This window comes from Pseudomonas sp. Y39-6 (assembly GCF_023651955.1).
GTDB classification, from domain to species: domain Bacteria; phylum Pseudomonadota; class Gammaproteobacteria; order Pseudomonadales; family Pseudomonadaceae; genus Aquipseudomonas; species Aquipseudomonas veronii.
On record NZ_CP069594.1, the window covers coordinates 5,521,243 to 5,547,431 of the forward strand.

Here is a 26,189-nt window from a genome sequence, read left to right on the forward strand (position 1 = left end):
CGTCCTACGCCGATTCAACAGCGGCGACGACGAGCGAGTGATCGGCATTCTAACGACAGGCCGGAAGCCGATATTTCCTCAATGCGACAACAATTTACAGAAGCACCGAGAAAGCGGTTCCAGCACATTGACAGTCCCTGTTTTTTATGCAGAGACAAAAGATATTAAACCTGTTGATACTGCAAATAGCGGGCCTATTATTCGCAAACCCTTCTAGCACGGCAAGTCTGGCGTTTAATCTAATACTGGGAGCTGTCTAAAACGCGGCTTTTCGGTGCAAACCCGTAGCACTTTGCCTCATGTTCGGGCGAAGGGTTACACATTTGCGCCGCTCGGTAACATTCAGAAACGTCCTGACGAAGAAGTCGATATTTATTGGCCTGGGGTTATGCAGGTCCATGTGGGAGGGGCGGTGCGACGATTCGACTTGCCCCCGATAGCGGTCTTCAGCCAACTGATCAGTGACTGATCCACCGCCATCGGGGGCAAGCCCCCTCCCACATGGGATCTTCAGTGGCTTCGAGAGACCACAAACATGGGATCTTCAGTGGTTTTGAGAGACCACAAAAAAGCCCCACCCGGCTCACGCCGAATGGGGCTCTGTCCCACCTACCCGTCTTACGCGACGTTCATGGTCTTGTGGGTCTCAATCAAATGCGCCACCACACTTGGGTCGGCCAGGGTGGAGATATCGCCCAAGCCATCGTACTCAGCCGTGGCAATCTTGCGCAGAATACGTCGCATGATTTTGCCCGACCGCGTCTTCGGCAAGCCCGGTGCCCACTGGATCACGTCCGGCGAAGCGATCGGCCCGATTTCCTTGCGCACCCAGTTCTTCAGTTCCAGGCGCAGCGCTTCGGTCGGCTCTTCACCATTTTTCAGGGTGACATACACATAGATGCCTTGGCCCTTGATGTCGTGCGGCACACCCACCACCGCCGCTTCGGCGACTTTCGGGTGGGCGACCATGGCGCTTTCGATCTCGGCGGTCCCCATACGGTGGCCGGACACGTTCAACACGTCATCCACACGGCCGGTGATCCACCAGTAGCCATCTTCATCGCGACGGGCGCCGTCACCGGTGAAGTACATGCCCCGGAAGGTCTTGAAGTAGGTATCGACGAAACGGTCATGGTCGCCGTACAGGGTACGGGCCTGGCCTGGCCACGAATCGAGGATCACCAGGTTGCCTTCGGCAGGGCCTTCGATGATGTTGCCCAGGTTATCCACCAAGGCCGGCACCACGCCGAAGAACGGCCGTGCCGCCGAACCTGGCTTGAGCGCATGGGCACCCGGCAGCGGGCTCATCAGGGTGGCGCCGGTCTCGGTCTGCCACCAGGTATCGACGATCGGGCAACGGGATTGGCCGACGTTCTTGTAGTACCAGTCCCACGCTTCAGGGTTGATCGGCTCACCCACCGAACCCAGTAGGCGCAAGCTGCTGCCATCAACGCCTTCGCAGGCGGCGGTGCCGGAAGCCATCATCGCGCGGATCGCCGTCGGCGCGGTGTAGAGAACATTGACCTTGTGCTTGTCGACGATCTTGCCCACCCGAGTGATGTCCGGGTAGTTAGGCACGCCTTCGAACATCAGCGTGGTCGCGCCATTGGCCAGTGGCCCGTAGACGATATAGGTGTGGCCGGTGATCCAGCCGACGTCGGCGGTGCACCAGAAGATTTCGCCCGGGCGGTAGTCGAATACGCGCTCATGGGTCAGGGCCGCATACAACAAGTAGCCGCCAGTGGTGTGCTGCACGCCTTTAGGCTTGCCGGTGGAGCCGGAGGTATAAAGGATGAACAGCGCTTCTTCGGCGCCCATCTCTTTCGGCGCGCACACGGTGCCCGCCACTTTCATCAGGTCTTCGTACCAGATGTCGCGATGCTGGTTCCACTTGATGCTGCCACTGGTGCGCTTGCACACGATGACTTTCTGGACGCTGTTGGTTTCCGGGTTGGTCAGAGCGTCGTCGACGTTGGCCTTCAACGGAATCTTCTTACCGGCGCGCACACCTTCGTCGGCGGTGATCACCACTTTCGACTTACAGTCGATGATGCGACCGGCCAAGGCCTCCGGCGAGAAACCGCCAAACACCACCGAGTGGATCGCACCGATGCGGGCACAGGCCAGCATGGCGACCGCAGCTTCGGGGATCATCGGCATATAAATAGTCACCACGTCGCCGCGGTGTATGTCCTGGCCACGCAGGGCGTTGGCAAACTTGCAGACTTGTTCGTGCAACTCGCGGTAGGTGATGGTGCGGCTGTCGGCAGGGTCATCGCCCTCCCAGATGATCGCCGCCTGGTCGCCGCGCTCGGCGAGGTGACGGTCCAGGCAGTTGTAGGAAACGTTCAAGGTGCCATCGGCAAACCACTTGATGTCGACATGGTGATCGTCGAATGAGGTCTGCTTCACCGTGGTGAAAGGCTTGATCCAGTCAAGACGCTTGGCTTGCTCACGCCAGAAACCATCGGGGTTGACCACCGACTGCTGGTACATGGCCTTGTAGGTCGCCTCGTCAGTCAGCGTGTTGGCTACTGTTTCGGGGCGAACGGGGTACAGGGAAGCCGCACTCATCTTTCTTACCTCGGTGAAATAGTTGTTTTTGTATGACCCCAGTTGTAGCCGGGGTCAGCCTATAGAACCATTCGACGATGGTAGTAACAAGACCCTACAAATTGCCCTGCTATCTCCTTCCCCCCTCTGGCCCGTAGCCTGCGGCGCTTGGCGGACACGTAAAAAAACCTGCGACGGGGGATTGTTACAAAAACCACCAATAGTGTTTATCAAAAGCACGGGTATATGAATATAACCCGCAGGCCTAAAATCGACTTCGCCAACAAGGCAACCAGATTAACAACGTAACAGCCCCCACGAAGGCACGTTAATCGGAAGTAAACACCCCTAAGTTACACACGAGGCCTCCAAAGGGCCCCGTGCCCCCTTTCGCACTGAAGAAGGTAAAAAGAGAAATGAAAGCTTTATTAGTTATGGCCCTCAGCAGCTTGTGCGCCACCGCCGCCCTGGCCGAGGAAGCCCCGACTGACGTAGCCGGCCAGAACGCCCCGATTGTTGAAGACTACACCTACAGCACTCACCTGGACGTCGCCAAAGTAGTCTCCATGAGCACCATTCCAGATGTATGCGAAGTCGTACCGGTAAAAATGGAATATGAAGACTCCAAAGGTCAGCGCCACATTCTTAACTACCATGTGATGGGTAACGGTTGCTCTAACGGATAACAACTTCGTTAGTTCACATTGACCGTGATCTTATTCGCCGCAAGAAATTGTTCTTGCGGCCAAAAACCCGCCTCCCGCTCCCCCGCTCAAAAAACCTCGCCAGCCCCCGCAATAAATAGCCCACCGTCCGTCAAAAAAATCCTCCGGCACCAACCCCCTGTAAACCCTCGCTCTGGCTCGAATACCAGGCGTTTTGTCAGCAATCCGAGCGCATCTGCCGCAACACAAAGCCGTTTTTTTCCCTATAATGCGCGGGTAAATCGGGCCTGCAATATCCCTTTACACTGGGATGAAGAGCCGACCTGAGGCCTCCGCAGGAGCATGCATCTATCGCTCCGCCCCTCAAGCCTCACGCAGAGCACCCGTTCACCCCATTGCGTTTAATGCCTGCGCTAGCTGTTGCAACAAACGATTCCTTAAGATCCACCGCGGCCCGAGGGCCGTGTGAACCCCCAACCATTCGGTTTCACACGGGCACCTTCGAGCCCTCACGCAGGAGACGACACGTCATGCTGAGCTGGGACGAATTCGACAAAGAAGAAGACGGCGAAGTCGCTGTCAAAGGCGCCAACGCCGGCCACGCCACCGAAGCCAACATGGACCGCCTCGACGGTGCCGGCGCCGCTGCCGCCATCGAAGCCCGCGCCGTCACCGCCAACGACTCCGCCGCGATCATCCGCGCCAAGGCTGCCCTCGACAAACTCGACATCGCCGAAGGCCTCGCCGAGCTCGAAGGCGCCTCCGCCCGCGTCGCTGTCGACGAAAAGCGCATGATCAACTGCCGCGCCGACCTCAACCAGCTCGTGCCCTTCAAGTACGACTGGGCCTGGCAGAAATACCTCGACGGCTGCGCCAACCACTGGATGCCGCAAGAGGTCAACATGACCGCCGACATCGCGCTGTGGAAAAACCCCGAAGGCCTGACCGACGACGAGCGCCGCATCGTCATGCGCAACCTCGGCTTCTTCTCCACCGCCGACTCGCTGGTCGCCAACAACCTGGTCCTGGCCGTGTACCGCCTGATCACCAACCCGGAGTGCCGCCAGTACATCCTGCGCCAGGCCTTCGAAGAGGCGATCCACACCCACGCCTACCAGTACTGCATCGAATCGCTGGCCATGGATGAAGGCGAGATCTTCAACATGTACCACGAGATCCCATCGGTCGCGAAAAAAGCCGCCTGGGGCCTGAAATACACGCGCTCCATCTCCGACCCGAAATTCGAAACCGGCACCGTCGACACCGACAAAGAACTGCTGCGCAACCTGGTGGCCTACTACTGCGTACTGGAAGGCATCTTCTTCTATTGCGGCTTCACCCAGATCCTCTCCATGGGCCGCCGCAACAAAATGACCGGCGTGGCCGAGCAGTTCCAGTACATCCTGCGCGACGAGTCGATGCACCTGAACTTCGGCATCGACGTGATCAACCAGATCAAAATCGAAAACCCACACCTGTGGGACGCCGAGATGAAGGAAGAAGCGACCCAGATGATCCTGCAAGGGACCCAACTGGAGATCGAATACGCGCGCGACACCATGCCACGCGGTGTACTCGGCATGAACGCGGCGATGATGGAGGACTACCTCAAGTTCATCGCTAACCGTCGTCTGTCGCAGATCGGTTTGAAGGAAGAGTATCCAGGGACGACTAACCCGTTCCCATGGATGAGCGAGATCATGGACTTGAAGAAAGAGAAGAATTTCTTTGAGACCCGTGTGATCGAGTACCAGACTGGCGGTGCGTTGAGCTGGGATTGATTTTAACGGACGGTACAAAGGAGCTGCCCATTGGCAGCTCTTTTTTTGTAAAAAACTCAGTGATTTGGAACAGCAGATGGATTACCTGTAATCCGGCCAAATCCCCATCAGAACGCCAGCATCAAGGGTGACGGTGCCCGCGTATTTGTGCCAACGAAGCCTCTATGCCACCCCCTTTGGCCCTCGCACTTAAACCAAGTCCGCAGGCTGCATCGTCAGGATGATTTTTCCAACGTTTTCAGACGACTCCATTCGGCGATGGGCATCGGCCGCGTGTGACAGCGGGAAAGTACTGTCGACGACCGGCTCCAAACTTCCAGCGCCATCGAAGCCCTCGGGAATAGCCGCGGCATGCATGATCAGTTTTTCTCCGGTTCGGTAAACGTGGCATTAGCGATAGCAGAGGCGGTAATGGCGCCTGGAAAGCCTACGTAGAACGCCAGGTGAGTGATCGCGGCGGCGATTTCGTCATGGGTCACCCCGTTGCTCAGCGCCCGTCGCAGATGCGCGGGCAACTCTTCAGAGTGACCACCGGCAATCAATGCGGCCACTGTGATCAGGCTGCGGTCGCGTGGGGACAATGCCGGATCGCTCCAGATCTGCGGATACAGCGTCGAATCAACGAATTGCGACAGCTTTGGGGTAAACGCCCGGGCCGCTTCACGAGGACTGCTGAAATTGAGATTGGACATGATGCTGTCTCCTTAAACCTGGCTGATGAATTTGTGGGTGAGGTAGTGCTCGATGCCTTCAATGCCACCTTCCGAACCGTGGCCGCTTTCTTTCATGCCGCCGAAGGGAAGTTCTGTGGCGACGATGCGGTATTGGTTGATCCCGATCATCCCGGCCTCTAACCCGTCAGCGACGTCAATGGCCGTTCGAGCACTCGACGTGAACGCGTAGGCTGAAAGCCCGTAAGGCAGACGATTGGCCTCTTTCAAACCATCAGCCAAGTGATCGAATGGCATCAGCACGGCGATAGGCCCGAAGGGTTCTTCATGCATGACTCGGGCATGCATAGGCACGTCCGCCAACACGGTGGGCTCAAAAAAGTAGCCGCTGCATTCCAGACGTTTACCACCGGCCAACACGCGTGCGCCTTTGGCAACCGCATCTGCCACCAGCTCTTCCATCTTGGCCAACTGCCGTGGATTGGCGAGCGGCCCAACCTGGGTGCCGGGCGTCAGGCCATCGCCAATGTTCAACGCGAGGGTGGCCGTCACAAAGTGCTCAACAAACGTTTCATAGACGCCACGCTGAATCAGAAAGCGCGTTGACGAGATGCAGACTTGGCCAGTCCCGCGGAACCGATTGGCAACGCCTTCGACGGCTGCTTTTTCGATTTCTGCGTCATCGAATACCAGCACCGGCCCGTGTCCTCCCAGTTCAAGGGTGATGGGCTTGACGCCCTCGGCAGCACGAGCGGATAGCAGCCGACCGATGGGGACCGAACCGGTAAAGGTCACCTTGCGAATGATGGGAGAAGCGATCAGGTGGCTGGAAACTTGGTCCGGCACACCAAAGACCACTTGCAACACGCCTTTAGGCAATCCTGCATCGTCGAGAGCACGCGCCAGGGCCAGCGCGGTGGAGGGGCTTTCTTCCCCTGGCTTGAGGATGACACTGCAACCTGCGGCCAAGGCTGCCGAGAGCTTACGGGCGGGTGTAATGGCCGGAAAATTCCAGGGCGTGAACGCAGCGACAGGGCCGATGGCTTGGCGTTTTACCATTTGCAGCACACCGGGACGATTGGCCGGAACTACACGCCCATCGATACGGCGCGCGCTTTCGGCAAACCACTCGAAGTACTCAGCCGCACGCGTGACCTCATCCAGGCTTTCCGCAAGCGGTTTGCCTTCTTCCAGCGTCATTTGCTCGGCGATGTGTGGGGCCCGTTCCAGGATGAGATCGGCAGCGCGTTTGAGAATTTTTGCGCGTTTGTCGGGTACGGTCTGGCGCCATTGTTCAAAGCTCTGTTGAGTCACTTCGAGCGCGTGATCGAGGTCGCCTGCGGTGGCGAGTGGAACACGCCCGATCTCACGTGCGGTTGCGGGGTTGACGACAGCGGCGGTCGCGCGGCCTTCGGCACTGATCCATTCACCACCGATAAAGAGATAAAGCGGGTCGTAAGACGTGTTCATGAGGTTGCCCTTCGGTTGGTTTATCAACAAGTTCGTACAAGACTCAGCGCCTGGGTTGCCGTGTTCAGGCGCCCTGTGCAACCAAGTCTATGGAGTACGAACCGTTTGATTTAGCCGACCAGAAGGGAATCATTGTTGTGCCTGGAGGTAATATCGAGCACCGCCAGGAGTGTGTAGCATCTGCAAATACCGCCCACGTCATGCGGCAATGACAACCTGGCTCGTCGCTCCAGGCTTGATTGTTTTTTGGGGTGGGGACTTCTGCAGTGAAGAACGTTTGCAATCAGATCGACAGGTAGAGTTGGATGGATAAGCTTACGAACATGTCCGTGTACGTCAAAGTTGTTGAGATGGGCAGTTTTACTGCGGTGGCTAACCATCTGGACTCTACGGTCGGCAATGTCTCGCGTGCGGTTTCCGCGCTTGAAAACGTGCTCGACGCCCGCCTGTTACAGCGCTCGACCCGCCGCCTTTCGGTGACAGACGCTGGCCGGCGCTTTTATGAGCGCTGTACCAAAATTCTGGCAGACCTTGAAAATGCAGAAGCCGAAGCAAGCAACGCCGCGCTGAAACCCAGGGGGACGTTGCGTGTGCATTGTGTGCCGGGGCTAGCACGGCAGTTGGTTACTTCAGCCGTGCTGGATTACCGCCGGGAATTCCCCGATGTCACCGTGGACTTAATGCTTTCTCAGCGAATGCCTAACCTCCTGGAAGACCAGCTGGACGTCTCGATTCTGATTGCCCGAACGCTGCCAGATTCAGCGTATGTCAGCCAAAAGATCGGCATCAGCCATTGTGTGCTGGTGGCGTCTCCAGCATATCTGGAGCAACACGCTGCCCCTGTAACGCCAGAAGATCTCAGCGATCATCAGTGTTTGCTGTTGGGCACCGTCGATTATGTGCGTGATGAATGGCAATTAAAGAGCAAGACCGGGGATGCGCTATTTACCCCCAAGGGCCCGAGTTTCAGCGTCAATGATATGGACGCAATGGCAGTCGCCATTCGAGAAGGAGCAGGCATAGGTTTGCTGGCCGGTTTTTCAGCCATTGAGGACTTGCGTTCAGGCAGGCTCGTGCGTGTTTTGCCCGAGTACCATACCTACGAGCGTAATGTTTACGCCGTCTACACATCACGTCAGTTCATCGATGCAAAAGTTACTCGATTCATCGACACGTTAAAAAATCGGGTCGGTACTGAGCTGATGATGACCGCTCAGGAGCTCATCGCTTGAAGGACGCCAACCAAGGCCCGACGGGGAGGCTGTATCAGGATGGGTGTCTTCCTCATTTCGAGGCATTTCGAAACAGAAGACGCTAAAGACCATCAGGCGGGCTAAGGTTCGGTCATACCACTTGAAGTGTTTGTTTTGCCATTTTTTGCAGTCCATCACGAAGGGTTCGGATCGCATCACCAATGCTGTAGCCTTGTCCGCCAATTGCTATCAGCGCTGTCACCGCTCGAACGACCGGGATGAATTCACCGCCGGGCTCTACTCGACAATCGGCCGATTGATACAGGAGTAAACTCTTGCGGTCACAGCTGATGCATTCTCAATCAATACTAGCCAGGACCGAGGCCACCCCGTGAACCCAGATATGCTCGAAGCCGGCCCCGTGGATGCCAAAGTACTTTCCGTCTTTGACTTCGACGGCACCCTGACCCATCACGACAGTTTCGTGCCCTTCCTCAAGTTTGCCTTTGGCGCCGGCGAGTTCTATGGCCGGATGGTCAAGCTGGCGGTGCCTGGGCTGCGGTTTCTGGTGCGGCAGATCAGCCGGGACGAGTTGAAGGCGCAGTTGATCCGCACCTTTATGACCGGGGTGGAGAAGGCGTGGGTGCAGCAGAAGGCCGAGGAGTACTGCCAGCGCAGTTGGGCGCGGTTGATGCGGCCGGCGGGGGTGTTGTCGGTGGAGCAGGAGCTGGGCTCGGGGGCGGTGGTGACGTTGTGTTCGGCGTCGCCGGCGTTGGTGTTGCAGCCGTTTGCCGATCGGCTTGGGATCAAGTTGATCGGGACCGAACTTGAGGTCGTCGACGGCGTGTTGACCGGCAAGCTCACCGGGAACAACTGCCGGTGCGAGAACAAGGTGCTGCGGCTTGAAGCGGTGTATGGCGACCTGGGGGAGTATCGGCTCAGGGCCTGGGGCGATACGCGTGGGGACCGGGAGTTGTTGGCGGCGGCGCAGGACGCGCATTTTCGGCATTTTCATGGGAAGAAGCAGCAGGCCAGGTTGCAGCGCTGATAGGGGCGGTGGGGGATGCCATCGCAGCCTCGCTGGGATACGCGAGGTTGCGGTTTCCTAGCGACATCTGCGTAATATCCGGCTATCAATAGCCAAACCTCTCACGGACCCGAGCCCATGAAATTCGACACGGCCTACAGCCTGAGTCTCGACGACAAGCTGTCGATCTACGACGTGCGAGAGTTGAATTTCGACGAAACCGACGCCTACGACTCCGACACGGACCGTTTCCTCTGCCCCAACGACACATGCCGCGCGGCCTTTGACGCAGGCAATGTGTTGAGCACGTTCAACGCAAAAAACGTCAACTACCGACGCACCCCGCATTTCAAGAACACCCCAGGCACCCGGCACATCGAGGGTTGCCGTTACGCCAGCAGCCACAAGCCTGCCACGGGCGAAAGTGAGGACGAGCGCGAGGAACACTTCCCATCGGAATTCGTCCTGACCCGGCGCACCTACCCGCGTAAAACCCCGCAGGCCGGCACTGACGGGCAAGTCCCACAAGCCCCGGCGAAGCCCCCTTCAACCCGCACCAGCGCGTCTGTCGGCGCCAACGACACCACCCCGGATAAAACCAGCGTGTTCGCACACCCGGTGGAATGTTATGTGTCGAACCTCGACGACAAGGACAAGCTCAAGGCGATGCCCTTGAAGATCGGCGACCATACCGCGACGTACTGGACGTTTTTCAAGAAGATCGAGTACCTGCAGGACAATCAGGGCCTGATCTACTGGGGCCGGATCAAAGCGATCAAGGACTACACCAGCAGCTTTCGCATCGACTTCGAAAAGAAGGTATGGCTCGACAAGAAGCCCTATTCGGTCAACGTCTACCTGAGCAAGAAACTCATCGAGAATTACCGCAAGCGCACAGCGTTCCTCGAGCAGATCAAGGCCGCGGCCAGCAGCGCACGGCCGTTATATTGCTTCTTTTACGGGGTGACGCCGGCACTTAGACAGGTGCCCAGCAAGAAAAACCCCGAGCAGACGTTTGGGGTGTTCAGCGCCGACATCGAGAATCTGGATCATTTGATTATTCGCGAAGTGCCGGCGGCTGAGGCGGGTTAGCCGAGACCGTGCCCGACCTCGCACACGAATACCCTCGTGCAAGCCTCAAAATAGAACGGTGTCGGCGCCGGAGAACATTCCAGTTGATGAGCGGTCAAAACAACTGTACAAAAACACAGTATAGTTTGTCCTCCCCGTCGAACCCTGGAGACACCCCATGTCCTCTCTGGCAATGAGCTCTTTCGTAGAACAGCAGATCGTCCTGCATCAATTCACCGCCAAGCACAGCGTGCAGGCCCGCGTCATGCTCGGCTGGAGCCGCGAAGAGCTGTCGCGCCAGGCCGGTGTGACGGTGGATGCGATTCAACGGTTTGAAACCCAGGGCACCGTGGAGGACGACGTGCGCCTGACCCTGGCGTTTCGCCTGGAAGCCGAGGGGTTGGCGTTTTTCCCGGGGTTTGCGCCTGGCTGGGGGATGCGTGCGCGCAAGTTGGGAGCCGCCGCAACGGAACCCGCTGCACAAAACATCCTGTCTCGATTGATGGGTTCAACAGCGACGTCAATTGATTCACCAACCCCGCAGGCGCAGTAAGGCGCTGAGTGCGAACCCCAACGTTGGCCACGCCAGGGTGTGAACATTGCCTGACGGCTTAGAGGCTGGGCTTGGCGACCTTCTGTGCCGCCTGCTCATAGCCATGGCCCACAGCAAGCAGTGTGGGTTCAGACCCACGGGCACCAAAGAAGTACGCACTGGTCGGCACGCCGTCCTCATTCTTCCCGGATGGCACGCTGATCCCTGGGTAGCCGGCCACCGCAACCGCGAAGTAGCTGTTCGTATCAAAGTCCGACACCATGACGTCGAGGTTTTCCTGCGTGATCAGTTCATCCACCGTGCCACGAAAATCCTCGATCATTGCGTCCCATAACGGCTGGCGCTCATCGGCTGTGAGGGTGGACGCGTTGATCTCCTTGAGTGTCGGTTGGTGATCGGTGTCGGTGCCATCGCGCTTTTCATTGAATGCGATCAACTCGGACACCGACTTGACCGGCAACCCCTCGCGCTTGGCCAGGTAGTCGTTCAATTCATCCTTCACATCGGCGTACAAGAGTTCGCCATAGCGTGATGCGTCGGCCAAGCGCATATCGACCGGCACCAGAACCGCGCCTTGCGCGCGAAGCACTTCAAGCGTCTTGCGAAATTGCGGACTGTTGTCCACCGGTAAGCTTTCGCCATTCGCGGAAAAGGTCACGGGATAGCCGATACGTTTGTCCTGCAACGCACCGGGCTTGAGCAACGCGGTGTAATCAATCCCTTGGGGCGCATCCACACTGGCGGCATCATGAGGGTCCCTGCCCGACATCGCGTTAAGCATCAACGCAGCATCAAACACCGAACGCGTCATCGGGCCCGGCGTGTCCTGCCGATGGCTGGCTGGAATGATGCCGCTACGGCTCAACAAACCCACGCCGGGCTTGAAACCGACCACCCCGTTGAACGCCGCCGGCACGATGATCGAACCATTGGTCTCGGTGCCCACCGCCAAGGGGGCGAAGCCTGCGGCGACCGCGGCGGCCGACCCCGAACTCGAACCACCCACCTCTGCGCCCGCTTGATGCGGGTTACGCGTCTGCCCGCCCCGCCCACTCGAACCATCGGGGCCACCGCGAAAGCCCGCCAGTTCAGTCAAGTTGGTTTTACCCAGGATCACGGCCCCCTGCTCGCGCAAGCGCTCGACGATGAAGGCATCCTTGGGCGCCGCACTGCCCACCAAGCCAAAGGCGCCAGCGCTGGTTTGCTGGGTATCTCCCGTCTCGATAGTGTCCTTGAGCAACACGGGAATGCCATGCAGCGGGCCACGCACCTTGCCATTGGCGCGCTCCAGATCGAGCTCGCGGGCGATCTGCAAGGCCTCGGGGTTCAGTTCAATGATCGAACTCAATTTGGGGTCCAGCTTATGAATGCGCTCCTGCAGGTAACTGACCAGATTCGCCGAAGTGAGCCCACCCGGTCGGGCCATTTGCTCGCCGAGCTCACGCACACTGGCGTATTCCGTTCCCGGGGGAACCGGCGCTGAAGCCCCCGATGAAGACTGCGCAGGCAGCACTCGCTGCACCTGGTGAACAAACACACCCATGCCATAACCAATACCCAACATGAAGCACCTCCCGGAAGGCGTAAGAAGTGATGAAGGACCCACATTGATCCGTACACCAGTCTAAAAACCCCCCTCCTTCCAGGCTGCGCGACGCAGGTTGTTCAAACCGTGGGATTGTTCAGCGCAGTTGGTAGCTTTGCCTACCCATTAGTCAGGCCACGGGCGTTGCGATAGCCCTGCACCAGCACCTTCAGCGAGTCTTTCGACCACTGTGCGCCATAGAACCACAGCGTCACCCCGTCCCCCAGCGGCTCACCAAGGCTCGGGTAGCCACTCCAGCACGCGGCATGGAATGCAGCGCTATGGCTCTCGGACACCAGCGCATCCAGCCGATACTCACTCACACGCTCATCGATTTCATTGCGCGAATGCAGGGTGAAGCGCAGGCCGTCATCAGCCCGCTCTGCCGGCACCGCCACCAGTTGGGCACCGGCCTGACGCAGGAAGCCCAACGCTTCCAGGAAGGATGCGCTGTGTTCAATCGGCTCCTGATCATTGCCACGCACAAGGCGGTCGGCGAACCCCACGCGAGTGCCCGCCAACGTGTAGGGGACGGCGCAATTGCTGGAGTGTTGCACCAAGGCAGCTTCCACCTTGCCCGATTCAGTGGGCTCGACACCACTCAAGGCGATCAATGACAGCGCGGGGTCGCGCACAGGTTTCAGAGGCAGGGCCGGCACGTTATAGCCAGGGATTACAACGCCGGCACCAAGATGTGCATCGGGGACGTAGCCGATACCCAGTGCCGTCGTGGTCCCCGTTTCGATGTGAGCGTTGGAGGGCGCCTGCGCCAAACAAACCGGTTCCGCAGAGGGGGGTAAAAACGCTTCCCGCCGACAAGACATAGGCGATAGCAAAGACTTCCCACATTTATTGTCCATCAGAGCCGACTCCCGGAAATTGACCTTCCCGAGATCATCGCACTCTCATCTGGCGTTTGTCGTAGGCCTGCAACACCTTGAAAATTCCTTTTTTTCCGTTTTTCCCAACCGTCAGTTCACAAGCGCTTCCTTACCGCTCTGAACCTCCACCTCCAACCACCACGCGACACCTCGCGCGGGCTGGCTCAAACTGAACGCCTGCCCCATGGCCGGTGTGGTAATCGACACGTTACGCTCCCACGCCAACGCCATGATACGGTCGAAAGGCTCGTGCCAGGCATGGAAGGCCAGATCGAAGGTGCCATTGTGAATCGGCAGCAGCCAGCGGCCTTTGAGGTCGATGTGCGCCTGCAGGGTTTGCTCCGGTTGCATGTGTACATGGGGCCAGTCGACGTTGTAAGCACCGGTTTCCATCAGCGTCAGATCAAACGGCCCGTACTGTTCGCCGATGCGTTTGAAGCCGTCGAAATAACCGGTGTCGCCGCTGAAAAACACGCGACGCGCGCCATCGATCATCACCCAGGAACACCACAGCGTCTGGTTGCTATCAAACAAACCACGCCCGGAAAAATGCTGCGCGGGAGTGGCGACAAAATGAATGCCATCGACTTCGCTGCCCTGCCACCAATCCAACTGCCGCACTTGGCCGGCGTCCACACCCCACTTCACCAGGATGTCGCCGACGCCCAGCGGCGCAAGGAAGTAGCGGGTCTTGTCGGCCAGTTGGATGACGGCCTTGCGGTCGAGATGGTCGTAATGGTTGTGGGAAAGAATCACCGCTTCCAACGGCGGCAGGTCTTCGAGACTGATCGGCGGGGCATGGAATCGCTTGGGGCCGGCCCAACTGAACGGCGAAGCGCGCTCGGCGAATACCGGGTCGGTCAGCCAGAATTTGCCGCGCATTTTCAGCAGCACGGTGGAATGCCCCAGGCGGAACACACTGTGGTCGGGGGCGGCCGACAGCTGTTCGCGGGTCAGCGAATGTACCGGAATCTCCCCCACCGGCCGCGTACTGCGCGGCTTGTGAAACAGCATCTTCCAGAAAATGCGCAAGGTTCTGCCGAAGCCGGCGCGCTGTACGGGAGCATGGTTACTGAAGGTGCCTTGCTCCTGTTCGGCAGCTTTGCGTACCACAGGCGAGGGATCGAGACGGGTTGAAATCGTGGCCATTACAAGGTGACTCCTACGGACCGCTCATGGAATTACACTGCACAGTGTAGTTTCAAGATTGCAACAAAACCCGGAGCAAGTAAACTACCGAGTGTAATTTTCCTTTTAGAGTCGATCACTGTTCATGACTGCGCCTCAACGCCTCACCCAACGCAAACGCGAAGCCATCCTGGCCGCCGCCATCGCAGAGTTTCGGGTCAATGGGTTCGAGGTCACCAGCATGGACAGGATCGCCGCCACCGCCGGCGTTTCCAAGCGCACGGTGTACAACCACTTCCCCAGCAAAGAAGAGTTGTTCGCCGAAATTCTCAACCAACTCTGGGCCAGCAGCGTCGCGCAACTCGACGTGAGCTACGCCGGCGACCGCCCGTTGCGTGAACAACTGCGCGGGTTGCTGGAAGCGAAGATGAAGATGATGTCGGACGTTAACTTCCTCGACCTGGCCCGGGTCGCCATCGCCGCCACCATTCACTCGCCGGAACGCGCCCAGGACATGGTCAACCGCTTGAGCATGCGCGAAGAAGGTTTCACTCAATGGGTGCGCGCCGCCCAGGAAGACGGCCGGCTCACGTGTGCCGACCCGGCCTTCGCCGCGCACCAGATTCAAAGCCTGCTCAAGGCATTCGCCTTCTGGCCGCAGATCACCCTCGGCCAACCCACCCTCGACGCCGCCGACCAAGCCCGCGTGATCGAGTCGGCAATCGATATGTTTCTGTCCTGCTACGACGCCGATACTCGCCGCCCGCAGTAAACGACCGTTGCAGACGCGACATACCTGGTCGTTTTTGGCCTATTTGCCCTCTGTTTTGCGCGAATGGCCTGGAAGGACACTGATTATTCCTACATGAATAATCGACAATATTCACACACATTATCCGATCAACGGTTATCCCTGCACACGCGCGCGGCTGAATCTGTGAAAAAGAGCTGACCTGGGAATCTATGGAAAACAGACGAGGCAAAGGGCTTTCATTTGCCAGGCGTATTTACAAGCCAAGGATCATCGGCCTGGGTATCGGCTGCATCAGTGTCATCGGCGGCTTGTACCCGCTCGCGATGCCGGGCTGGGTGTGGGCGTTCCTGCTGTTCAATGGGTTGGCGTGGGCACATGTGGCGTACCAACTGTCAATCCGCTCACCCTTCCCCTACCACGCCGAACAGCGCAACATTTTGTATGACTCGTTGTGCGGTGGTTTCTGGGCCGCCGCTGCCCAGTTCACGCCGCTGACGGCCGTGACCATCCTCTCGATGATGACCATGAACAACTTCGCCGCCGGCGGCAAGCGCCTGTTCCTGCGCGGTTTGCTCGCGCAAGGGGTGGGGATCGGGGTGGCATGGGCGCTGTTCGGCGTGCGGTTCAACCCCGACGTCAGCCTGCTGCAGGTCTACACCTGCCTGCCGATGTTGACGTTGTACCCCATGGCCATCGGCATGGTCTGCTACGAGTTGGCGATCAAACTGTCGGAACACAAACGCGCCCTCAGCGCCCTGAGCCGCACCGACAGCCTCACCGGCCTGCTCAACCACGGTTCCTGGAAAGATCTGCTGCACCTCAAGTTCCACAAGTGCCGGCAACAGCAAAGCCACGCCACCATCGCGCTGATCGATATCGATCACTTCAAACAAATCAATGACACTCACGGCCATATCGTCGGCGATGCCGTACTGCGCCAACTGAGCCTGGAGATACGGCGCAACCTGCGCGAAAACGATCTGGCTGGACGCTACGGGGGCGATGAGTTCTGTGTGATTCTTCCGCAAATGCCCTTGGAAGAAGCCGCACGGGTGATGGAGCGTATCCGCGAAAACTTCAGTAATTATCGCAACCCGCAGATCCCCGAGTTGCGCGTGAGCCTGAGCATCGGCCTCGCCGATTTCCAACGGATCTTCACCGATGCCGCCACCTGGCTGAACGCGGCGGATCGCGCGCTGTACGCCGCCAAGGACACCGGGCGCAACCGGGTCAATGCGAGTAACTACGCGGTCGCCCATTCCGCCTGAGGCGGTCATACGGCATCTCGTAGGCACCCCAGGTCGTCCTCGGGTTATTCATGCGTAAGACAGGTCGCCAAGGCTATAGTGGCCGCCTGTCTTAAACATTGATGACCCGAGTTTGCCATGAGCCCAACCCCCGACAACCCCAAAGCCGTCCCCGTCGATCATCTGCGTTTCCATCGACGCCACGCGCACCTGGCGCCGACCTTTGGCAACGACACCTTCGCCCTCAAGGCCGAGGCTTTCGCACGCTTCTTCGGCACGCCGATGTTCCTCGGTGCGCAAACCTTGATCGTGGCCGTGTGGATTGCGCTCAACGTCAGCGGCATCACGCACTTCGACGTCTACCCGTTCATCCTGCTCAACCTGGCCTTCAGCCTGCAAGCGGCCTACGCGGCGCCGCTGATTCTGCTGGCCCAGACACGCCAGGCCGCGCGCGACAAAGCCCAGTCCGACGCCGACGCGCAGCACCGTGAAGCGCTGGCCGTCGCCAATGCCGAGCGCCAGGCCGAGGCGCAGAACACCAGCAAACAGCTGCTGGAACTGCTGGAGCAGAACACTCGGCTGACGGAAATGACCAAGCAACTGACCGAGCGCATCGAGACCCTGACGTGTGAAATGCACGCGCAGTTTGTGCGAAAACCTTAAGCACCCCATGCCCGCCGGTCTCAGGGGCTCAGTCGGACATGCCGCCCCAGTTGATCAAACAGCGTCACCACCGAGCGCAATGCCCGGCAATCGGGGCGCGTCAGCAGCCATAGCGCCGTGTCATGCCCCGCCAACGCGGGGCCCAGCGGTTGCAGGTGTTCATCCAACAGGAAATCCGGCAGCGCCGCCACGCCCAGCCCTGCCCGCACCAGTTCGGTGACCGACAACATGCTGTTGCAGCGATAGCCGGGACGCACACCCGGCAGCTGCGCGCGGCGCCAGACGACGGTGGGATGATCGGGCAGGAAATCATCCGGTGCGATCCAGGCCAGCTCCGCCAGCTCGCGTCCTGCGTGCTGCCGCGCAAAATCTGTGCTCGCGCACACCTGATACCTCACGGTGCCGAGGCAACGTCCGACCAGATGCTGCGGCGGTGTCCGGGTCAGGCGCAAGGCGATGTCGGCATCGCGGCGGCTGAGGTTGGCGAAGTCATTGGAGGTGCTCAGCTCCAGGGTCAGCGCCGGGTAATCCGGCATGAACTGCGCCAGCGCCGGCAACAATAAGCCTTGCAGTACCGAGTCGGTGCAGGTCAGGCGCACGGTGCCGCTGATCACTTCACCGCCTTGCTCGACGCCGACCCGCGCCGCTTCCAGGGCTTGTTCGGCGCGTTCGGCCTGTTGCGCCAGATGACTGGCCAGGCCGGTGGGCAGGTAACCGGAGCGGCTTTTTTCAAACAACGTCTGGCCCAGCGCGGCCTCCAGGCGCCGCACGGCGCGGAACACCGTCGACACATCCACCCGCAACAACGCGGCGGCCCGCGCCAGGGTGCCACCGCGCACCAGGGCGAGGATCAGCGACAGGTCGGGGTAATCGATTCGATAGTGCGTGAGTGCATTGAACATGTGGGAAAACGCCAATATTGATTGCGTGAACGCCAATCTATAGTGCGCGCCAGGACACAACAAGCCAGGGGATGCCTAAGATGAACGCCAGCACGCTGCACCTCGCCCTGATCGGCGATTACAACCCCGATGTCATTGCACACCAGGCCATTCCCGTGGCGCTGCAACAGGCCGCCGACGCCTTGGGCCTGACGGTTCGCACGCAATGGCTGGAGACCGACACCCTCAACACCACCTCCGCGCTGCAGGGTTTCGATGGCTTTTGGTGCGTGCCCGCCAGCCCGTACCGCGACATCGACGGCGCACTGCGTGCGATCCGTTTTGCCCGCGAGCAGCGGCGCCCTTTCCTCGGCACCTGCGGCGGTTTTCAACACGCGGTGTTGGAATATGCCCGCAATGTGTTGGGCTGGGCCGATGCCGAACATGGCGAACTGGCCCCCAACGCCCCACGTGCGGTGATCGCGCCACTGAGCTGTTCTCTGGTGGAAGCCACCGACACCGTGCGCCTGGCCGCCTACACGCGCATCGCCGACGCCTACGGCACACGCGATATCCACGAAGGTTATCGCTGCCGCTACGGCATCAACCCCGACTTCGCCAGCGCGCTGCTGGACGGTGCTCTGATCCCCTGCGGCCACGACTCGGCCGGCGACCTGCGCGCGGTGGAGTTGCTGGACCATCCGTTCTTTGTCGCCACGCTGTTCCAACCCGAACGCGCCGCCCTCAGGGGCGTCACGCCGCCGCTGGTGATCGCTCTGCTCAAAGCCTGCCAGGAGACCTCGGTATGATTGCCCACACCCCCGCTCCGCCTTACTACGCAGTGATCTTCAGCTCACTGCGCACCGCCGGTGACCACGGTTACGCTGAGGCTGCCACGCGCATGCTGGAACTGGCGCGCGAGCAGCCGGGCTTTCTCGGGGTTGAGTCGGCGCGGGAGGATGGCCTGGGGATCACCGTATCGTACTGGCGCAGCGAAGCCGACATCCTCGCCTGGAAACAACAGGCCGAGCATCGGGCGGTGCGCGAGCAGGGGCGTTCCACTTGGTACTCGGCGTTTCACACCCGCGTATGCAAGGTGGAGCGGGCCTACACATTCCAGAACTGAACGGCAGCCAGAAGCCCTCCCGCCGTTGATCTTCATCGATGCCAAAACGCCGCTCAGGCTAGCTGACGAGACTGCGCAACGCACTGATCTGCGGGATCTCCACACGCCGCATGTACACGCGCAGCGGCTCGGTGATGTTGATGCGGTCGTCGATGTTCTGATCGAGCAGCAGCTGCAGACGCTCACGGGACAACGTCATGACGTGCTCGGGGGCCGGCAGCCAGACAAATTCGGCAGTGGGGATGATGCCGTCATCGGCGACATCCATACCGAAGGAGTCCTCGCTGAAACGCACGATGTACTGGCCGGTCTTGCGGTTGAGGCCGACAAAACCGTGAAGCTGGTCGGCGGCCTGGCAGATAAGCTCGGAGGTGATTCGCATGGTAAACCTCACTGAAAAGTCCCACAGGGACTGGAAAGATGGTTTACACGCGTGGCGGAAAGTACTGCCCTCTTACGGGGCGGTTCGCGGCAAGAGTACTGCAAAGCCACGCAAAAAAAACCCAGAAAATTGGCGCGCACACACGTTAATGTCGGTTTGGTGATAGCGCCTTTCGTTATCAATTGTTAAAAAGGAAGCCTTCTCAAAGCTCCCTCCACGAAAGGACTCCACATATGCCTGTCACGTTCACCAAGAGTGCCTTGCTGCTCGCCCTGATGCTTGGCCTTGGCCAGGCGCAGGCTGCCGACCCGATCAGCCCGGCTGAATTGGCAACTAACGAAGGCATTCCCTACCCTGCGGTGATCGCCCACCGCGGTGCGTCCTACGACGCCCCCGAGTCCACTGCCGCAGCCTACAAGGTCGCGCGCGACCTGGGCGCCGACTACCTGGAGTTGGACCTGCAGCGCAGCAAGGACGGCGTGCTGTTCGCCCTGCACGACAACAACCTGCAACGCACCACCGACGTGGCCACCAAGTTCCCCGAGCGCAAAGACGCCCCGGCCAACGAGTTCACCTGGAAAGAACTGCAAACCCTCGACGCCGGCAGTTGGTTCAACGCCGCCTACCCGGACCGCGCCCGCCCGGGCTTCGTCGGCCTGAAAATCCTCAGCCTGGACGACATCATCAAGATCGCCGAAGGCAACCCGCAGCACAAACCGGGCCTGTACATCGAAACCAAAGAACCCAAGCAATTCCCGGGCATCGAAGCCGACCTGAAAAACAAGCTGCTGGACAAAGGCTGGTTGAGCTCCGCCGGCTCCAAGCTGGGCAAGAGCAACACCGGGGTCGGCCAGGGCAAAGGGCGCGTGGTGCTGCAGACCTTCGAGACGGCCAGCCTGAAAGAGCTGCAGAAAGAAATGCCCAACACCCCGAAAATCCTGCTGCTGTGGGTGGGTGAAGGCAGCATCGAGCCGAAATCCAAGCAAACCTTCGCCGAATCCGGCGAAGCGACCAAGGCCGCTTACTACGCCAAGCAAGAGCCCAAGGACGCCGCCGAGTTCGAAAAGTGGGTCGACGAAGCCAAGAGCCTCGGCGCCATCGGCACGGGCCCGTCGGCGGAGCTGACCGCCCTTGGCGACCAGAGCTACACCGACCTGGTGAAGCCTGGAATGAACAAGCTGACCCACGACAAGGGCCTGCTGGTACACGTCTACACCGTGGATGAACCTGTGGACTTCGAGAAAGTGATGAACGCCGGCGTCGACGGTATCTTCACCAACCGCGCCGCCGAACTGCTGAAGTTCTACAAGCGCTGGCCGTCGTCCAGCGTGCAGGACCTGCTGAACGACCACAAATACTGAGCGAGTCAGTGTGCCATTAAGGATGAATTAAGTTGCGCCGGTTAATCTGGCGCCACTTAAACAGCTCACCGAAAAAGGATACACACCATGAAAACCTTGACTGCTCTGTTTGCCGCGACCGCCCTGACCCTGGCCGCCGGCCTGGCCCAGGCCGATGTCCGCCCGGATCATATCGAAGGTCTGCTCAAATCCGGTGCCGTGATGCCTTTCGACAAGCTCAACGCCGCCGCCGTGGCCAAACACGCCGGCGCCCAGATTACCGACACCGAGCTGGACCACAACAACAGCGGCGTCCTGGTCTACGAAGTTGAACTGACCGACACCGCCGGCAAGCGCTTTGAAGTGAAACTCGACGCCAAGACCGGCACCGTGCTCGAAGACAAGCAAGACACCTGAGTCAAACCCTGAAAAAACCGCGCCACCTTCGGGTGGCGCGGTTTTTTATGGGCGCTTGATCAAGCGCTCAGTCGCGCCGTCACCTCGTTCAATTCGCCGGACAAACCACGCAGATTCTGGCTCGCCGCTTCGGTGCGCTTCACGTTGTCGAGGTTGGCGGTGGCCACGGTGGTGATCTGGGTGATATTGCGCGAAATATCCTCGGCCACCGACGTCTGCTCCTCGGCCGCCGTGGCGATCTGGCGGTTCATGTCGCGAATCGCTTCGACGGCCTGGGTGATGTGAGCCAGCATCGCGCCGGCCTGAGTGACTTTTTCCACGCTGTCATCGCTGCACGACTGGCCAGTGACAATCGCCTCGGCCGCGTCGACCGCGCCGGTTTGCACCGCCTGGATAATCTGATTGATCTCGATGATCGACGCCGCCGTGCGTTGCGCCAGGCTGCGCACTTCATCGGCCACCACCGCAAACCCGCGCCCCGCCTCGCCCGCCCGTGCCGCCTCGATCGCGGCGTTGAGCGCCAGCAGGTTGGTCTGCTCGGCGATCCCGCGAATCACTTCGAGCACCTTGCCGATCCGCACGCTGTCGGTTTCCAGGCGGCGGATGATGGTGCCGGTGTTGAGGATTTCAGTACGCATCTGGCCGATGGTGGCAATGGTGACTTTCATCACTTCGCCGCCCTCGCGGGCCGATTGGTCTGCGTCATCGGCCGCGCGGGACGCACTGGCGGCGTGGTGCGCCACTTCCTGGGCGGTGGCCGACATTTCGGTCATGGCCGTGGCCACCTGGTCGGTACGGTTGAATTGTTCGTGGGTACCAGTCGCCATTTGCCCGGCGATCGAATTCAACTCACCGCTGGCGTGGACCAGATCGGTGGCACTGCGCTGCAGGCGGCTGAAGGTTTCGGCCAAGAAGTCGCGCAAGGTGTTCGCGGCCTCCGCCAGATGCCCCAGTTCGTCCTGGCGACGACTGGCGACACGCTCGGCAAAACGGCCGTGACTCAGCTGGCTCACATAGTCGATCAAGCCACGGATCGGCAGGATCAGGTTGCGGTTGATCAACCACAGGCTGAACAGGCCGATCAATACGCCGGACAGCAACATGATCGCCAGCCCCACCATCACCGTGCGCTCGGCATGGGCGCTGATGACCTGGGATTGCTGGGTGCTTTGGGCACGCAGGTCGCTGACCAGCGCGCTCATCTGTTCACTGGCGGCGCGGTCCACGCCCTTGACCGCGGTGTCTCCGGCGCTCGGGTCGGCGCCGGCGGCCAAGTAGGCATCGCGGCCCTTCTGGTAGGCAACGCCGAGCTGCTGGTGTTCCTGACGCAGGTTCTGGATACGCTGGCTCAGCGCCGGGTCACTGGCGGTCTGGGTGACCAGCCGCGAGAGAATGCCTTGTACATCGCGCTGCCGATCCTGGAACTGGCCCCAATATTTCTCCAGGTCCTGCGGCTGCTTGCCGCGCAACAACACGTTTTTCCATTCTTGCACCTGCACCTTGAATTGCAGGTTGGCCTCATCGATCAACTGTGAAGTGAGCAACGGCCCGTCGAGCAAACTGCGGTAACTCTGCACCCCGTTGGAAAGGAAGTTGAAACAGGCCAGGGCTATCAACAGCATCGCCAGCAGGCTGCCGCCGAGCAGCGACAAAATCTGTGCCCGCAGGGATGTTCGCAAAAAAGTCATCGGGAAAAGCCTCGAAACAAGGAAAAGGTGCAAATACGTCATGACATCCCTGTCGTCGAAGGCGCCGTCATCCGCAGCGGTTCTTGCGCCCTGAATCGGCCGATCTAGACACTTCTTGAGCTCATTTCGATAGCCGGTCAATAAAATGTCATCAAGGCGAAATAAGTCGAAAACTGTCACAAAACTGTCAAGCATCCTTGCAATGATTCGCTCACGCGAACCTGTGAAACGTCCTACAGGTCCTTTCTCTGCGAGACTCCATGAACCACAGCATCGACCACAGCCACCAGGACTCCGATCTGTTTGGCTTGCTTTACGGTTTCCGTTTCCGCCCAGGCGAAAAGGGTGAGCAGATTGATTCAGCCACCGCTCTCCAGGCCTTGCAGCAACCGCAAGACCCGCAGGAGTTTCTATGGCTGCACCTGAACCTGGCGCATGCCGGATGCGAGCGCTGGATGCTGGCGCATCTGCAATTGCCGGAAGAATTCTTCGAAGCCTTGCACGAAGGCTCGCGCTCCACCCGTATCGAACACGTCGACTCTGCCTTGCTCGCGGTGGTCAACGACGTGGTGTTCAACTTCAGCAGCATGGTCTCGTCGGATATTTCCACATTGTGGGTCTGCGCCCGCAGTCACTTGCTGATCAGCGCGCGCCTGCAACCGCTGCACTCGGTGGACAAGTTGCGTTCGTCGGTCAAGGCCGGTGAGCACTTCCGCTCGCCGCTGGAGCTACTGGTCCACTTGCTGCGCGACCAGGGCGAGGTGCTGACGCAGATCGTGCGCAAGACCAGCATCAGCGTCGACCACATCGAAGACCAATTGCTCTCCTCGCACCTGTCCACCAACCGCGCCGAGCTGGGCGCCATGCGCCGGGTGCTGGTGCGCCTGCAACGCCTGCTGGCGCTGGAGCCCGGCTCGTTGCTGCGGCTGCTCAACCGCCCGCCGCAGTGGCTGCAAAAGGAAGACGTCAAGGAGCTGCGCAAATCCACCGAGGAGTTTGCGCTGATCATCAACGACCTGACGGCCCTGGGCGAACGCATCAAATTGTTGCAGGAAGAAATCGCCGCCAACCTCAACGAACAAAGCAACCGCACGCTGTTTACGCTGACGGTGGTCACGGTGCTGGCGTTGCCGATCAATATCATTGCCGGCTTTTTCGGCATGAACGTAGGCGGCGTGCCGCTTTCCCAAGACCCGGAAGGCTTCTGGATTCTGGTGGCGTTGGTCGCGACCTTTACCTTGATTGCCGGGCGCTGGGCCTTCAGGAAACGCAACGACTACTGACCCTCACATGCGCTCAAAAAATCTGTGCGTTTGTAGACCAACGGCCGATCCAATCCGCTAAACACTGATCTATCGCAGCATCTCTGTAATATTCTGCAATGATCATGGGCGACATCCTTTCCGACACTGGATGTTACTGCATGGCCACCCCTTCCCTGACAGCTTCAACGCATACGTCATCCGTTGATACCCGACCCAGGCTGGACAAAAAACCCGGCCTGCTGACGGTGATCATGTTCTTTGCCGTGCTCGCGATGGGCCTGTTGTTCACTGCCTACAGCCTGATGCGCGACATGCACGAACTGGGCACGCTGGTCACCACCTGGACGCCGTTCCTGCTGCTGGGCGTGGCACTGCTGATCGCCCTGGGTTTCGAATTCGTCAACGGTTTCCACGACACCGCCAACGCCGTGGCGACGGTGATCTACACCAACTCGCTGCCGCCGCAGTTCGCGGTGGTGTGGTCGGGCTTTTTCAACTTCCTCGGGGTGCTGCTCTCCAGCGGCGCAGTGGCGTTCGGCATCATTGCCCTGCTGCCGGTCGAGCTGATTTTGCAGGTGGGTTCCTCGGCCGGTTTCGCGATGATCTTCGCCCTGCTGATCGCGGCGATCCTATGGAACCTCGGCACCTGGTGGTTGGGCCTGCCGGCCTCGTCCTCCCATACTCTGATCGGTTCGATCATCGGCGTCGGCGTGGCCAATGCCTTGATGCACGGGCGTGATGGCACCAGCGGCGTGGACTGGAGCCAGGCGATCAAGATCGGTTACGCCCTGCTGCTCTCGCCGCTGATCGGTTTCGCTTTCGCCGCCCTGCTGTTGCTGGCCCTGCGCGCCTTCGTGAAAAACCGCGCGCTGTACAAGGCGCCCAAAGGCGACACCCCACCGCCATGGTGGATTCGCGGCATGCTGATCCTCACCTGCACCGGTGTATCGTTCGCCCACGGCTCCAACGACGGGCAAAAAGGCATGGGCCTGATCATGCTGATCCTGGTCGGCACCCTGCCGATGGCGTATGCGCTGAACCGCGCCATGCCCGCCGAACAATCGTTGCAGTTTGCCGCGGTGGCCGAAGTGACCCAGGTCGCGCTGATGAAAAGCGCGCCGCAAGCGCTGCCGGGCGACCCGCGCCCCATCCTCTCGACCTACGTGCGGACCAAGGACGCCACACCCGAACTGATCCCGGCCCTCGCCGCCCTCGCCGGCCAGATCGGCGATGAAGTCAAAGGCTACGGCTCTTTGGCTAAAGTCCCCGCCGAAGCCGTAGGCAACGTGCGTAACGACATGTACCTGACCAGCGAAACCATTCGGTTGATGGACAAGGCCAAGATCGGCAACTTCGACGCCGACACCCAAGGCAAGCTGCAACTGTTCAAGCAACAGATCGACAACTCCACGCGCTTCATTCCGCTGTGGGTGAAGATCGCCGTGGCCATCGCCCTGGGGCTCGGGACCATGGTCGGCTGGAAGCGCATCGTGGTGACCGTGGGCGAGAAAATCGGCAAGACGCACATGACTTACGCCCAAGGCGCCTCGGCCGAGACCGTGGCGATGCTGACCATCGGCGCTGCGGATATGTTCGGCTTGCCGGTGTCGACCACCCATGTGTTGTCGTCCGGCGTGGCGGGGACCATGGTGGCGAACGGCGGCGGCTTGCAGATGAAGACCATCCGCAATTTGCTGATGGCCTGGGTGCTGACCTTGCCGGCAGCGATTCTACTGTCGGGTAGCCTGTACTGGTTATTCACCAAACTCTTCTGACCCAGCGCCGGTCAACAATGTGGGAGGGGGCTTGCTCGCTCCCACATTGTTGGTCGGTGTGGCAGTGACCAGG

Annotated in this window: 24 protein-coding genes and 2 pseudogenes; 15 read left to right on the top strand and 11 right to left on the bottom strand. The window is 59.8% G+C overall.

Annotated features, from left to right (window positions below; genetic code table 11):
* Nucleotides 1-618: 618 nt before the first annotated feature.
* Nucleotides 619-2,574, bottom strand: coding sequence for an acetate--CoA ligase (acs, locus tag JN756_RS25065; RefSeq protein ID WP_017849218.1), 1,956 nt, complete (start codon nucleotides 2,572-2,574; stop codon nucleotides 619-621).
* A 395-nt stretch (nucleotides 2,575-2,969) separates the two neighbouring features.
* Here acs and JN756_RS25070 point away from each other — a divergent pair, with 395 nt between their 5' ends.
* The gene (locus tag JN756_RS25070; protein ID WP_017849219.1) at nucleotides 2,970-3,239 is read left to right on the top strand and encodes a DUF2790 domain-containing protein; all 270 of its coding nucleotides are present in this window, start codon (nucleotides 2,970-2,972) and stop codon (nucleotides 3,237-3,239) included.
* Nucleotides 3,240-3,748: 509 nt separating this feature from the next.
* Nucleotides 3,749-4,999 (top strand): ribonucleotide-diphosphate reductase subunit beta, encoded by a 1,251-nt coding sequence (locus JN756_RS25075; RefSeq protein WP_079444551.1) that lies wholly within the window; start codon nucleotides 3,749-3,751, stop codon nucleotides 4,997-4,999.
* Between the two features lie 189 nt (nucleotides 5,000-5,188).
* Here JN756_RS25075 and JN756_RS25080 read toward each other — a convergent pair.
* The 3 genes and pseudogenes from JN756_RS25080 to JN756_RS25090 form a co-directional block, all read right to left on the bottom strand.
* Nucleotides 5,189-5,329 (bottom strand): annotated as a pseudogene (locus JN756_RS25080) (zinc-binding dehydrogenase); the annotation flags it as partial.
* Nucleotides 5,330-5,358: 29 nt separating this feature from the next.
* A complete protein-coding gene (locus JN756_RS25085; protein ID WP_017847243.1) occupies nucleotides 5,359-5,691 on the bottom strand; it encodes a carboxymuconolactone decarboxylase family protein in 333 nt (110 codons plus the stop codon).
* A gap of 12 nt (nucleotides 5,692-5,703) precedes the next feature.
* Nucleotides 5,704-7,140, bottom strand: a complete 1,437-nt coding sequence (locus tag JN756_RS25090) for an NAD-dependent succinate-semialdehyde dehydrogenase (protein WP_104902598.1) — start codon at nucleotides 7,138-7,140, stop codon at nucleotides 5,704-5,706.
* 305 nt (nucleotides 7,141-7,445) lie between these two features.
* Between JN756_RS25090 and JN756_RS25095 the strand changes: the two genes are divergently transcribed.
* The 4 genes from JN756_RS25095 (at nucleotide 7,446) to JN756_RS25115 (ending at nucleotide 10,984) form a co-directional block, all read left to right on the top strand.
* Nucleotides 7,446-8,372 (top strand): LysR family transcriptional regulator, encoded by a 927-nt coding sequence (locus JN756_RS25095; RefSeq protein WP_046382319.1) that lies wholly within the window; start codon nucleotides 7,446-7,448, stop codon nucleotides 8,370-8,372.
* A gap of 364 nt (nucleotides 8,373-8,736) precedes the next feature.
* The gene (locus tag JN756_RS25105) at nucleotides 8,737-9,381 is read left to right on the top strand and encodes an HAD-IB family hydrolase (RefSeq protein ID WP_017847240.1); all 645 of its coding nucleotides are present in this window, start codon (nucleotides 8,737-8,739) and stop codon (nucleotides 9,379-9,381) included.
* Nucleotides 9,382-9,498: 117 nt separating this feature from the next.
* Entirely contained in the window at nucleotides 9,499-10,452 is a 954-nt protein-coding gene (locus JN756_RS25110; RefSeq protein ID WP_046382318.1) for a hypothetical protein, read from the top strand.
* Nucleotides 10,453-10,609: 157 nt separating this feature from the next.
* Nucleotides 10,610-10,984: a helix-turn-helix domain-containing protein gene (locus JN756_RS25115; protein WP_057004494.1), complete on the top strand. Its 375-nt coding sequence runs from the start codon at nucleotides 10,610-10,612 to the stop codon at nucleotides 10,982-10,984.
* Between the two features lie 58 nt (nucleotides 10,985-11,042).
* On the opposite strand, the gene JN756_RS25120 is transcribed toward JN756_RS25115, so the two are convergent.
* The 3 genes from JN756_RS25120 to JN756_RS25130 form a co-directional block, all read right to left on the bottom strand.
* Entirely contained in the window at nucleotides 11,043-12,548 is a 1,506-nt protein-coding gene (locus tag JN756_RS25120; RefSeq protein WP_108524460.1) for an amidase family protein, read from the bottom strand.
* Nucleotides 12,549-12,688: 140 nt separating this feature from the next.
* Nucleotides 12,689-13,342, bottom strand: coding sequence for a hypothetical protein (locus tag JN756_RS25125; protein WP_201021462.1), 654 nt, complete (start codon nucleotides 13,340-13,342; stop codon nucleotides 12,689-12,691).
* A 198-nt stretch (nucleotides 13,343-13,540) separates the two neighbouring features.
* Nucleotides 13,541-14,599 carry an MBL fold metallo-hydrolase gene (locus tag JN756_RS25130; protein WP_079444556.1) on the bottom strand — a complete coding sequence of 353 codons (1,059 nt, stop codon included), beginning with the start codon at nucleotides 14,597-14,599 and terminating at the stop codon, nucleotides 13,541-13,543.
* A 124-nt stretch (nucleotides 14,600-14,723) separates the two neighbouring features.
* Here JN756_RS25130 and JN756_RS25135 point away from each other — a divergent pair, with 124 nt between their 5' ends.
* From JN756_RS25135 to JN756_RS25145, 3 genes are all read left to right on the top strand, one after another.
* Nucleotides 14,724-15,350 (top strand): TetR/AcrR family transcriptional regulator, encoded by a 627-nt coding sequence (locus tag JN756_RS25135; RefSeq protein WP_046382315.1) that lies wholly within the window; start codon nucleotides 14,724-14,726, stop codon nucleotides 15,348-15,350.
* A 191-nt stretch (nucleotides 15,351-15,541) separates the two neighbouring features.
* On the top strand, nucleotides 15,542-16,600 hold the full coding sequence (locus tag JN756_RS25140) for a diguanylate cyclase (protein ID WP_046382314.1): 1,059 nt from the start codon (nucleotides 15,542-15,544) through the stop codon (nucleotides 16,598-16,600).
* Nucleotides 16,601-16,717: 117 nt separating this feature from the next.
* On the top strand, nucleotides 16,718-17,242 hold the full coding sequence (locus tag JN756_RS25145) for a DUF1003 domain-containing protein (protein WP_046382313.1): 525 nt from the start codon (nucleotides 16,718-16,720) through the stop codon (nucleotides 17,240-17,242).
* A 20-nt stretch (nucleotides 17,243-17,262) separates the two neighbouring features.
* Here the strand turns inward: JN756_RS25145 and JN756_RS25150 are convergent, their stop codons facing one another.
* Entirely contained in the window at nucleotides 17,263-18,144 is an 882-nt protein-coding gene (locus JN756_RS25150; protein ID WP_108524463.1) for a LysR family transcriptional regulator, read from the bottom strand.
* 80 nt (nucleotides 18,145-18,224) lie between these two features.
* Here JN756_RS25150 and JN756_RS25155 point away from each other — a divergent pair, with 80 nt between their 5' ends.
* Entirely contained in the window at nucleotides 18,225-18,932 is a 708-nt protein-coding gene (locus tag JN756_RS25155) for a CTP synthase C-terminal region-related (seleno)protein (RefSeq protein WP_126589222.1), read from the top strand.
* Nucleotides 18,929-19,249, top strand: coding sequence for an antibiotic biosynthesis monooxygenase family protein (locus JN756_RS25160; protein WP_017847229.1), 321 nt, complete (start codon nucleotides 18,929-18,931; stop codon nucleotides 19,247-19,249). The genes JN756_RS25155 and JN756_RS25160 overlap by 4 nt, the downstream gene beginning before the upstream one ends.
* A 58-nt stretch (nucleotides 19,250-19,307) precedes the next feature.
* Here the strand turns inward: JN756_RS25160 and JN756_RS25165 are convergent, their stop codons facing one another.
* Nucleotides 19,308-19,631, bottom strand: coding sequence for a DUF2025 family protein (locus JN756_RS25165; RefSeq protein ID WP_017847228.1), 324 nt, complete (start codon nucleotides 19,629-19,631; stop codon nucleotides 19,308-19,310).
* Nucleotides 19,632-19,864: 233 nt separating this feature from the next.
* On the opposite strand from JN756_RS25165, the gene JN756_RS25170 reads away from it, so the two are divergent.
* Together JN756_RS25170 and JN756_RS25175 are read left to right on the top strand one after the other, a co-directional pair.
* The gene (locus tag JN756_RS25170) at nucleotides 19,865-20,992 is read left to right on the top strand and encodes a glycerophosphodiester phosphodiesterase family protein (RefSeq protein ID WP_017847227.1); all 1,128 of its coding nucleotides are present in this window, start codon (nucleotides 19,865-19,867) and stop codon (nucleotides 20,990-20,992) included.
* Between the two features lie 87 nt (nucleotides 20,993-21,079).
* Nucleotides 21,080-21,388 (top strand): PepSY domain-containing protein, encoded by a 309-nt coding sequence (locus JN756_RS25175; RefSeq protein ID WP_017847226.1) that lies wholly within the window; start codon nucleotides 21,080-21,082, stop codon nucleotides 21,386-21,388.
* A 59-nt stretch (nucleotides 21,389-21,447) separates the two neighbouring features.
* Here the strand turns inward: JN756_RS25175 and JN756_RS32490 are convergent, their stop codons facing one another.
* Both JN756_RS32490 and JN756_RS32495 read right to left on the bottom strand, forming a co-directional pair.
* Nucleotides 21,448-22,215: a methyl-accepting chemotaxis protein gene (locus JN756_RS32490; RefSeq protein ID WP_370737557.1), complete on the bottom strand. Its 768-nt coding sequence runs from the start codon at nucleotides 22,213-22,215 to the stop codon at nucleotides 21,448-21,450.
* Nucleotides 22,216-22,380: 165 nt separating this feature from the next.
* Nucleotides 22,381-23,271, bottom strand: a pseudogene (locus JN756_RS32495) (hypothetical protein); the annotation flags it as partial.
* 65 nt (nucleotides 23,272-23,336) lie between these two features.
* On the opposite strand from JN756_RS32495, the gene JN756_RS25185 reads away from it, so the two are divergent.
* The gene (locus JN756_RS25185; RefSeq protein WP_017847224.1) at nucleotides 23,337-24,359 is read left to right on the top strand and encodes a transporter; all 1,023 of its coding nucleotides are present in this window, start codon (nucleotides 23,337-23,339) and stop codon (nucleotides 24,357-24,359) included.
* 140 nt (nucleotides 24,360-24,499) lie between these two features.
* Entirely contained in the window at nucleotides 24,500-26,116 is a 1,617-nt protein-coding gene (locus JN756_RS25190; RefSeq protein WP_046382307.1) for an inorganic phosphate transporter, read from the top strand.
* The last annotated feature ends 73 nt before the right edge of the window (nucleotides 26,117-26,189 follow it).

Bases quoted from the DNA above. Each gene is read 5' to 3' on its own strand.
- acs (WP_017849218.1), bottom strand. From the start codon at position 2,574: ATGAGTGCGGCTTCCCTGTACCCCGTTCGCCCCGAAACAGTAGCCAAC.
- JN756_RS25070 (WP_017849219.1), top strand. From the start codon at position 2,970: ATGAAAGCTTTATTAGTTATGGCCCTCAGCAGCTTGTGCGCCACCGCC.
- JN756_RS25075 (WP_079444551.1), top strand. From the start codon at position 3,749: ATGCTGAGCTGGGACGAATTCGACAAAGAAGAAGACGGCGAAGTCGCT.
- JN756_RS25085 (WP_017847243.1), bottom strand. From the start codon at position 5,691: ATGTCCAATCTCAATTTCAGCAGTCCTCGTGAAGCGGCCCGGGCGTTT.
- JN756_RS25090 (WP_104902598.1), bottom strand. From the start codon at position 7,140: ATGAACACGTCTTACGACCCGCTTTATCTCTTTATCGGTGGTGAATGG.
- JN756_RS25095 (WP_046382319.1), top strand. From the start codon at position 7,446: ATGGATAAGCTTACGAACATGTCCGTGTACGTCAAAGTTGTTGAGATG.
- JN756_RS25105 (WP_017847240.1), top strand. From the start codon at position 8,737: ATGCTCGAAGCCGGCCCCGTGGATGCCAAAGTACTTTCCGTCTTTGAC.
- JN756_RS25110 (WP_046382318.1), top strand. From the start codon at position 9,499: ATGAAATTCGACACGGCCTACAGCCTGAGTCTCGACGACAAGCTGTCG.
- JN756_RS25115 (WP_057004494.1), top strand. From the start codon at position 10,610: ATGTCCTCTCTGGCAATGAGCTCTTTCGTAGAACAGCAGATCGTCCTG.
- JN756_RS25120 (WP_108524460.1), bottom strand. From the start codon at position 12,548: ATGTTGGGTATTGGTTATGGCATGGGTGTGTTTGTTCACCAGGTGCAG.
- JN756_RS25130 (WP_079444556.1), bottom strand. From the start codon at position 14,599: ATGGCCACGATTTCAACCCGTCTCGATCCCTCGCCTGTGGTACGCAAA.
- JN756_RS25135 (WP_046382315.1), top strand. From the start codon at position 14,724: ATGACTGCGCCTCAACGCCTCACCCAACGCAAACGCGAAGCCATCCTG.
- JN756_RS25140 (WP_046382314.1), top strand. From the start codon at position 15,542: ATGGAAAACAGACGAGGCAAAGGGCTTTCATTTGCCAGGCGTATTTAC.
- JN756_RS25145 (WP_046382313.1), top strand. From the start codon at position 16,718: ATGAGCCCAACCCCCGACAACCCCAAAGCCGTCCCCGTCGATCATCTG.
- JN756_RS25150 (WP_108524463.1), bottom strand. From the start codon at position 18,144: ATGTTCAATGCACTCACGCACTATCGAATCGATTACCCCGACCTGTCG.
- JN756_RS25155 (WP_126589222.1), top strand. From the start codon at position 18,225: ATGAACGCCAGCACGCTGCACCTCGCCCTGATCGGCGATTACAACCCC.
- JN756_RS25160 (WP_017847229.1), top strand. From the start codon at position 18,929: ATGATTGCCCACACCCCCGCTCCGCCTTACTACGCAGTGATCTTCAGC.
- JN756_RS25165 (WP_017847228.1), bottom strand. From the start codon at position 19,631: ATGCGAATCACCTCCGAGCTTATCTGCCAGGCCGCCGACCAGCTTCAC.
- JN756_RS25170 (WP_017847227.1), top strand. From the start codon at position 19,865: ATGCCTGTCACGTTCACCAAGAGTGCCTTGCTGCTCGCCCTGATGCTT.
- JN756_RS25175 (WP_017847226.1), top strand. From the start codon at position 21,080: ATGAAAACCTTGACTGCTCTGTTTGCCGCGACCGCCCTGACCCTGGCC.
- JN756_RS32490 (WP_370737557.1), bottom strand. From the start codon at position 22,215: ATGGCGACTGGTACCCACGAACAATTCAACCGTACCGACCAGGTGGCC.
- JN756_RS25185 (WP_017847224.1), top strand. From the start codon at position 23,337: ATGAACCACAGCATCGACCACAGCCACCAGGACTCCGATCTGTTTGGC.
- JN756_RS25190 (WP_046382307.1), top strand. From the start codon at position 24,500: ATGGCCACCCCTTCCCTGACAGCTTCAACGCATACGTCATCCGTTGAT.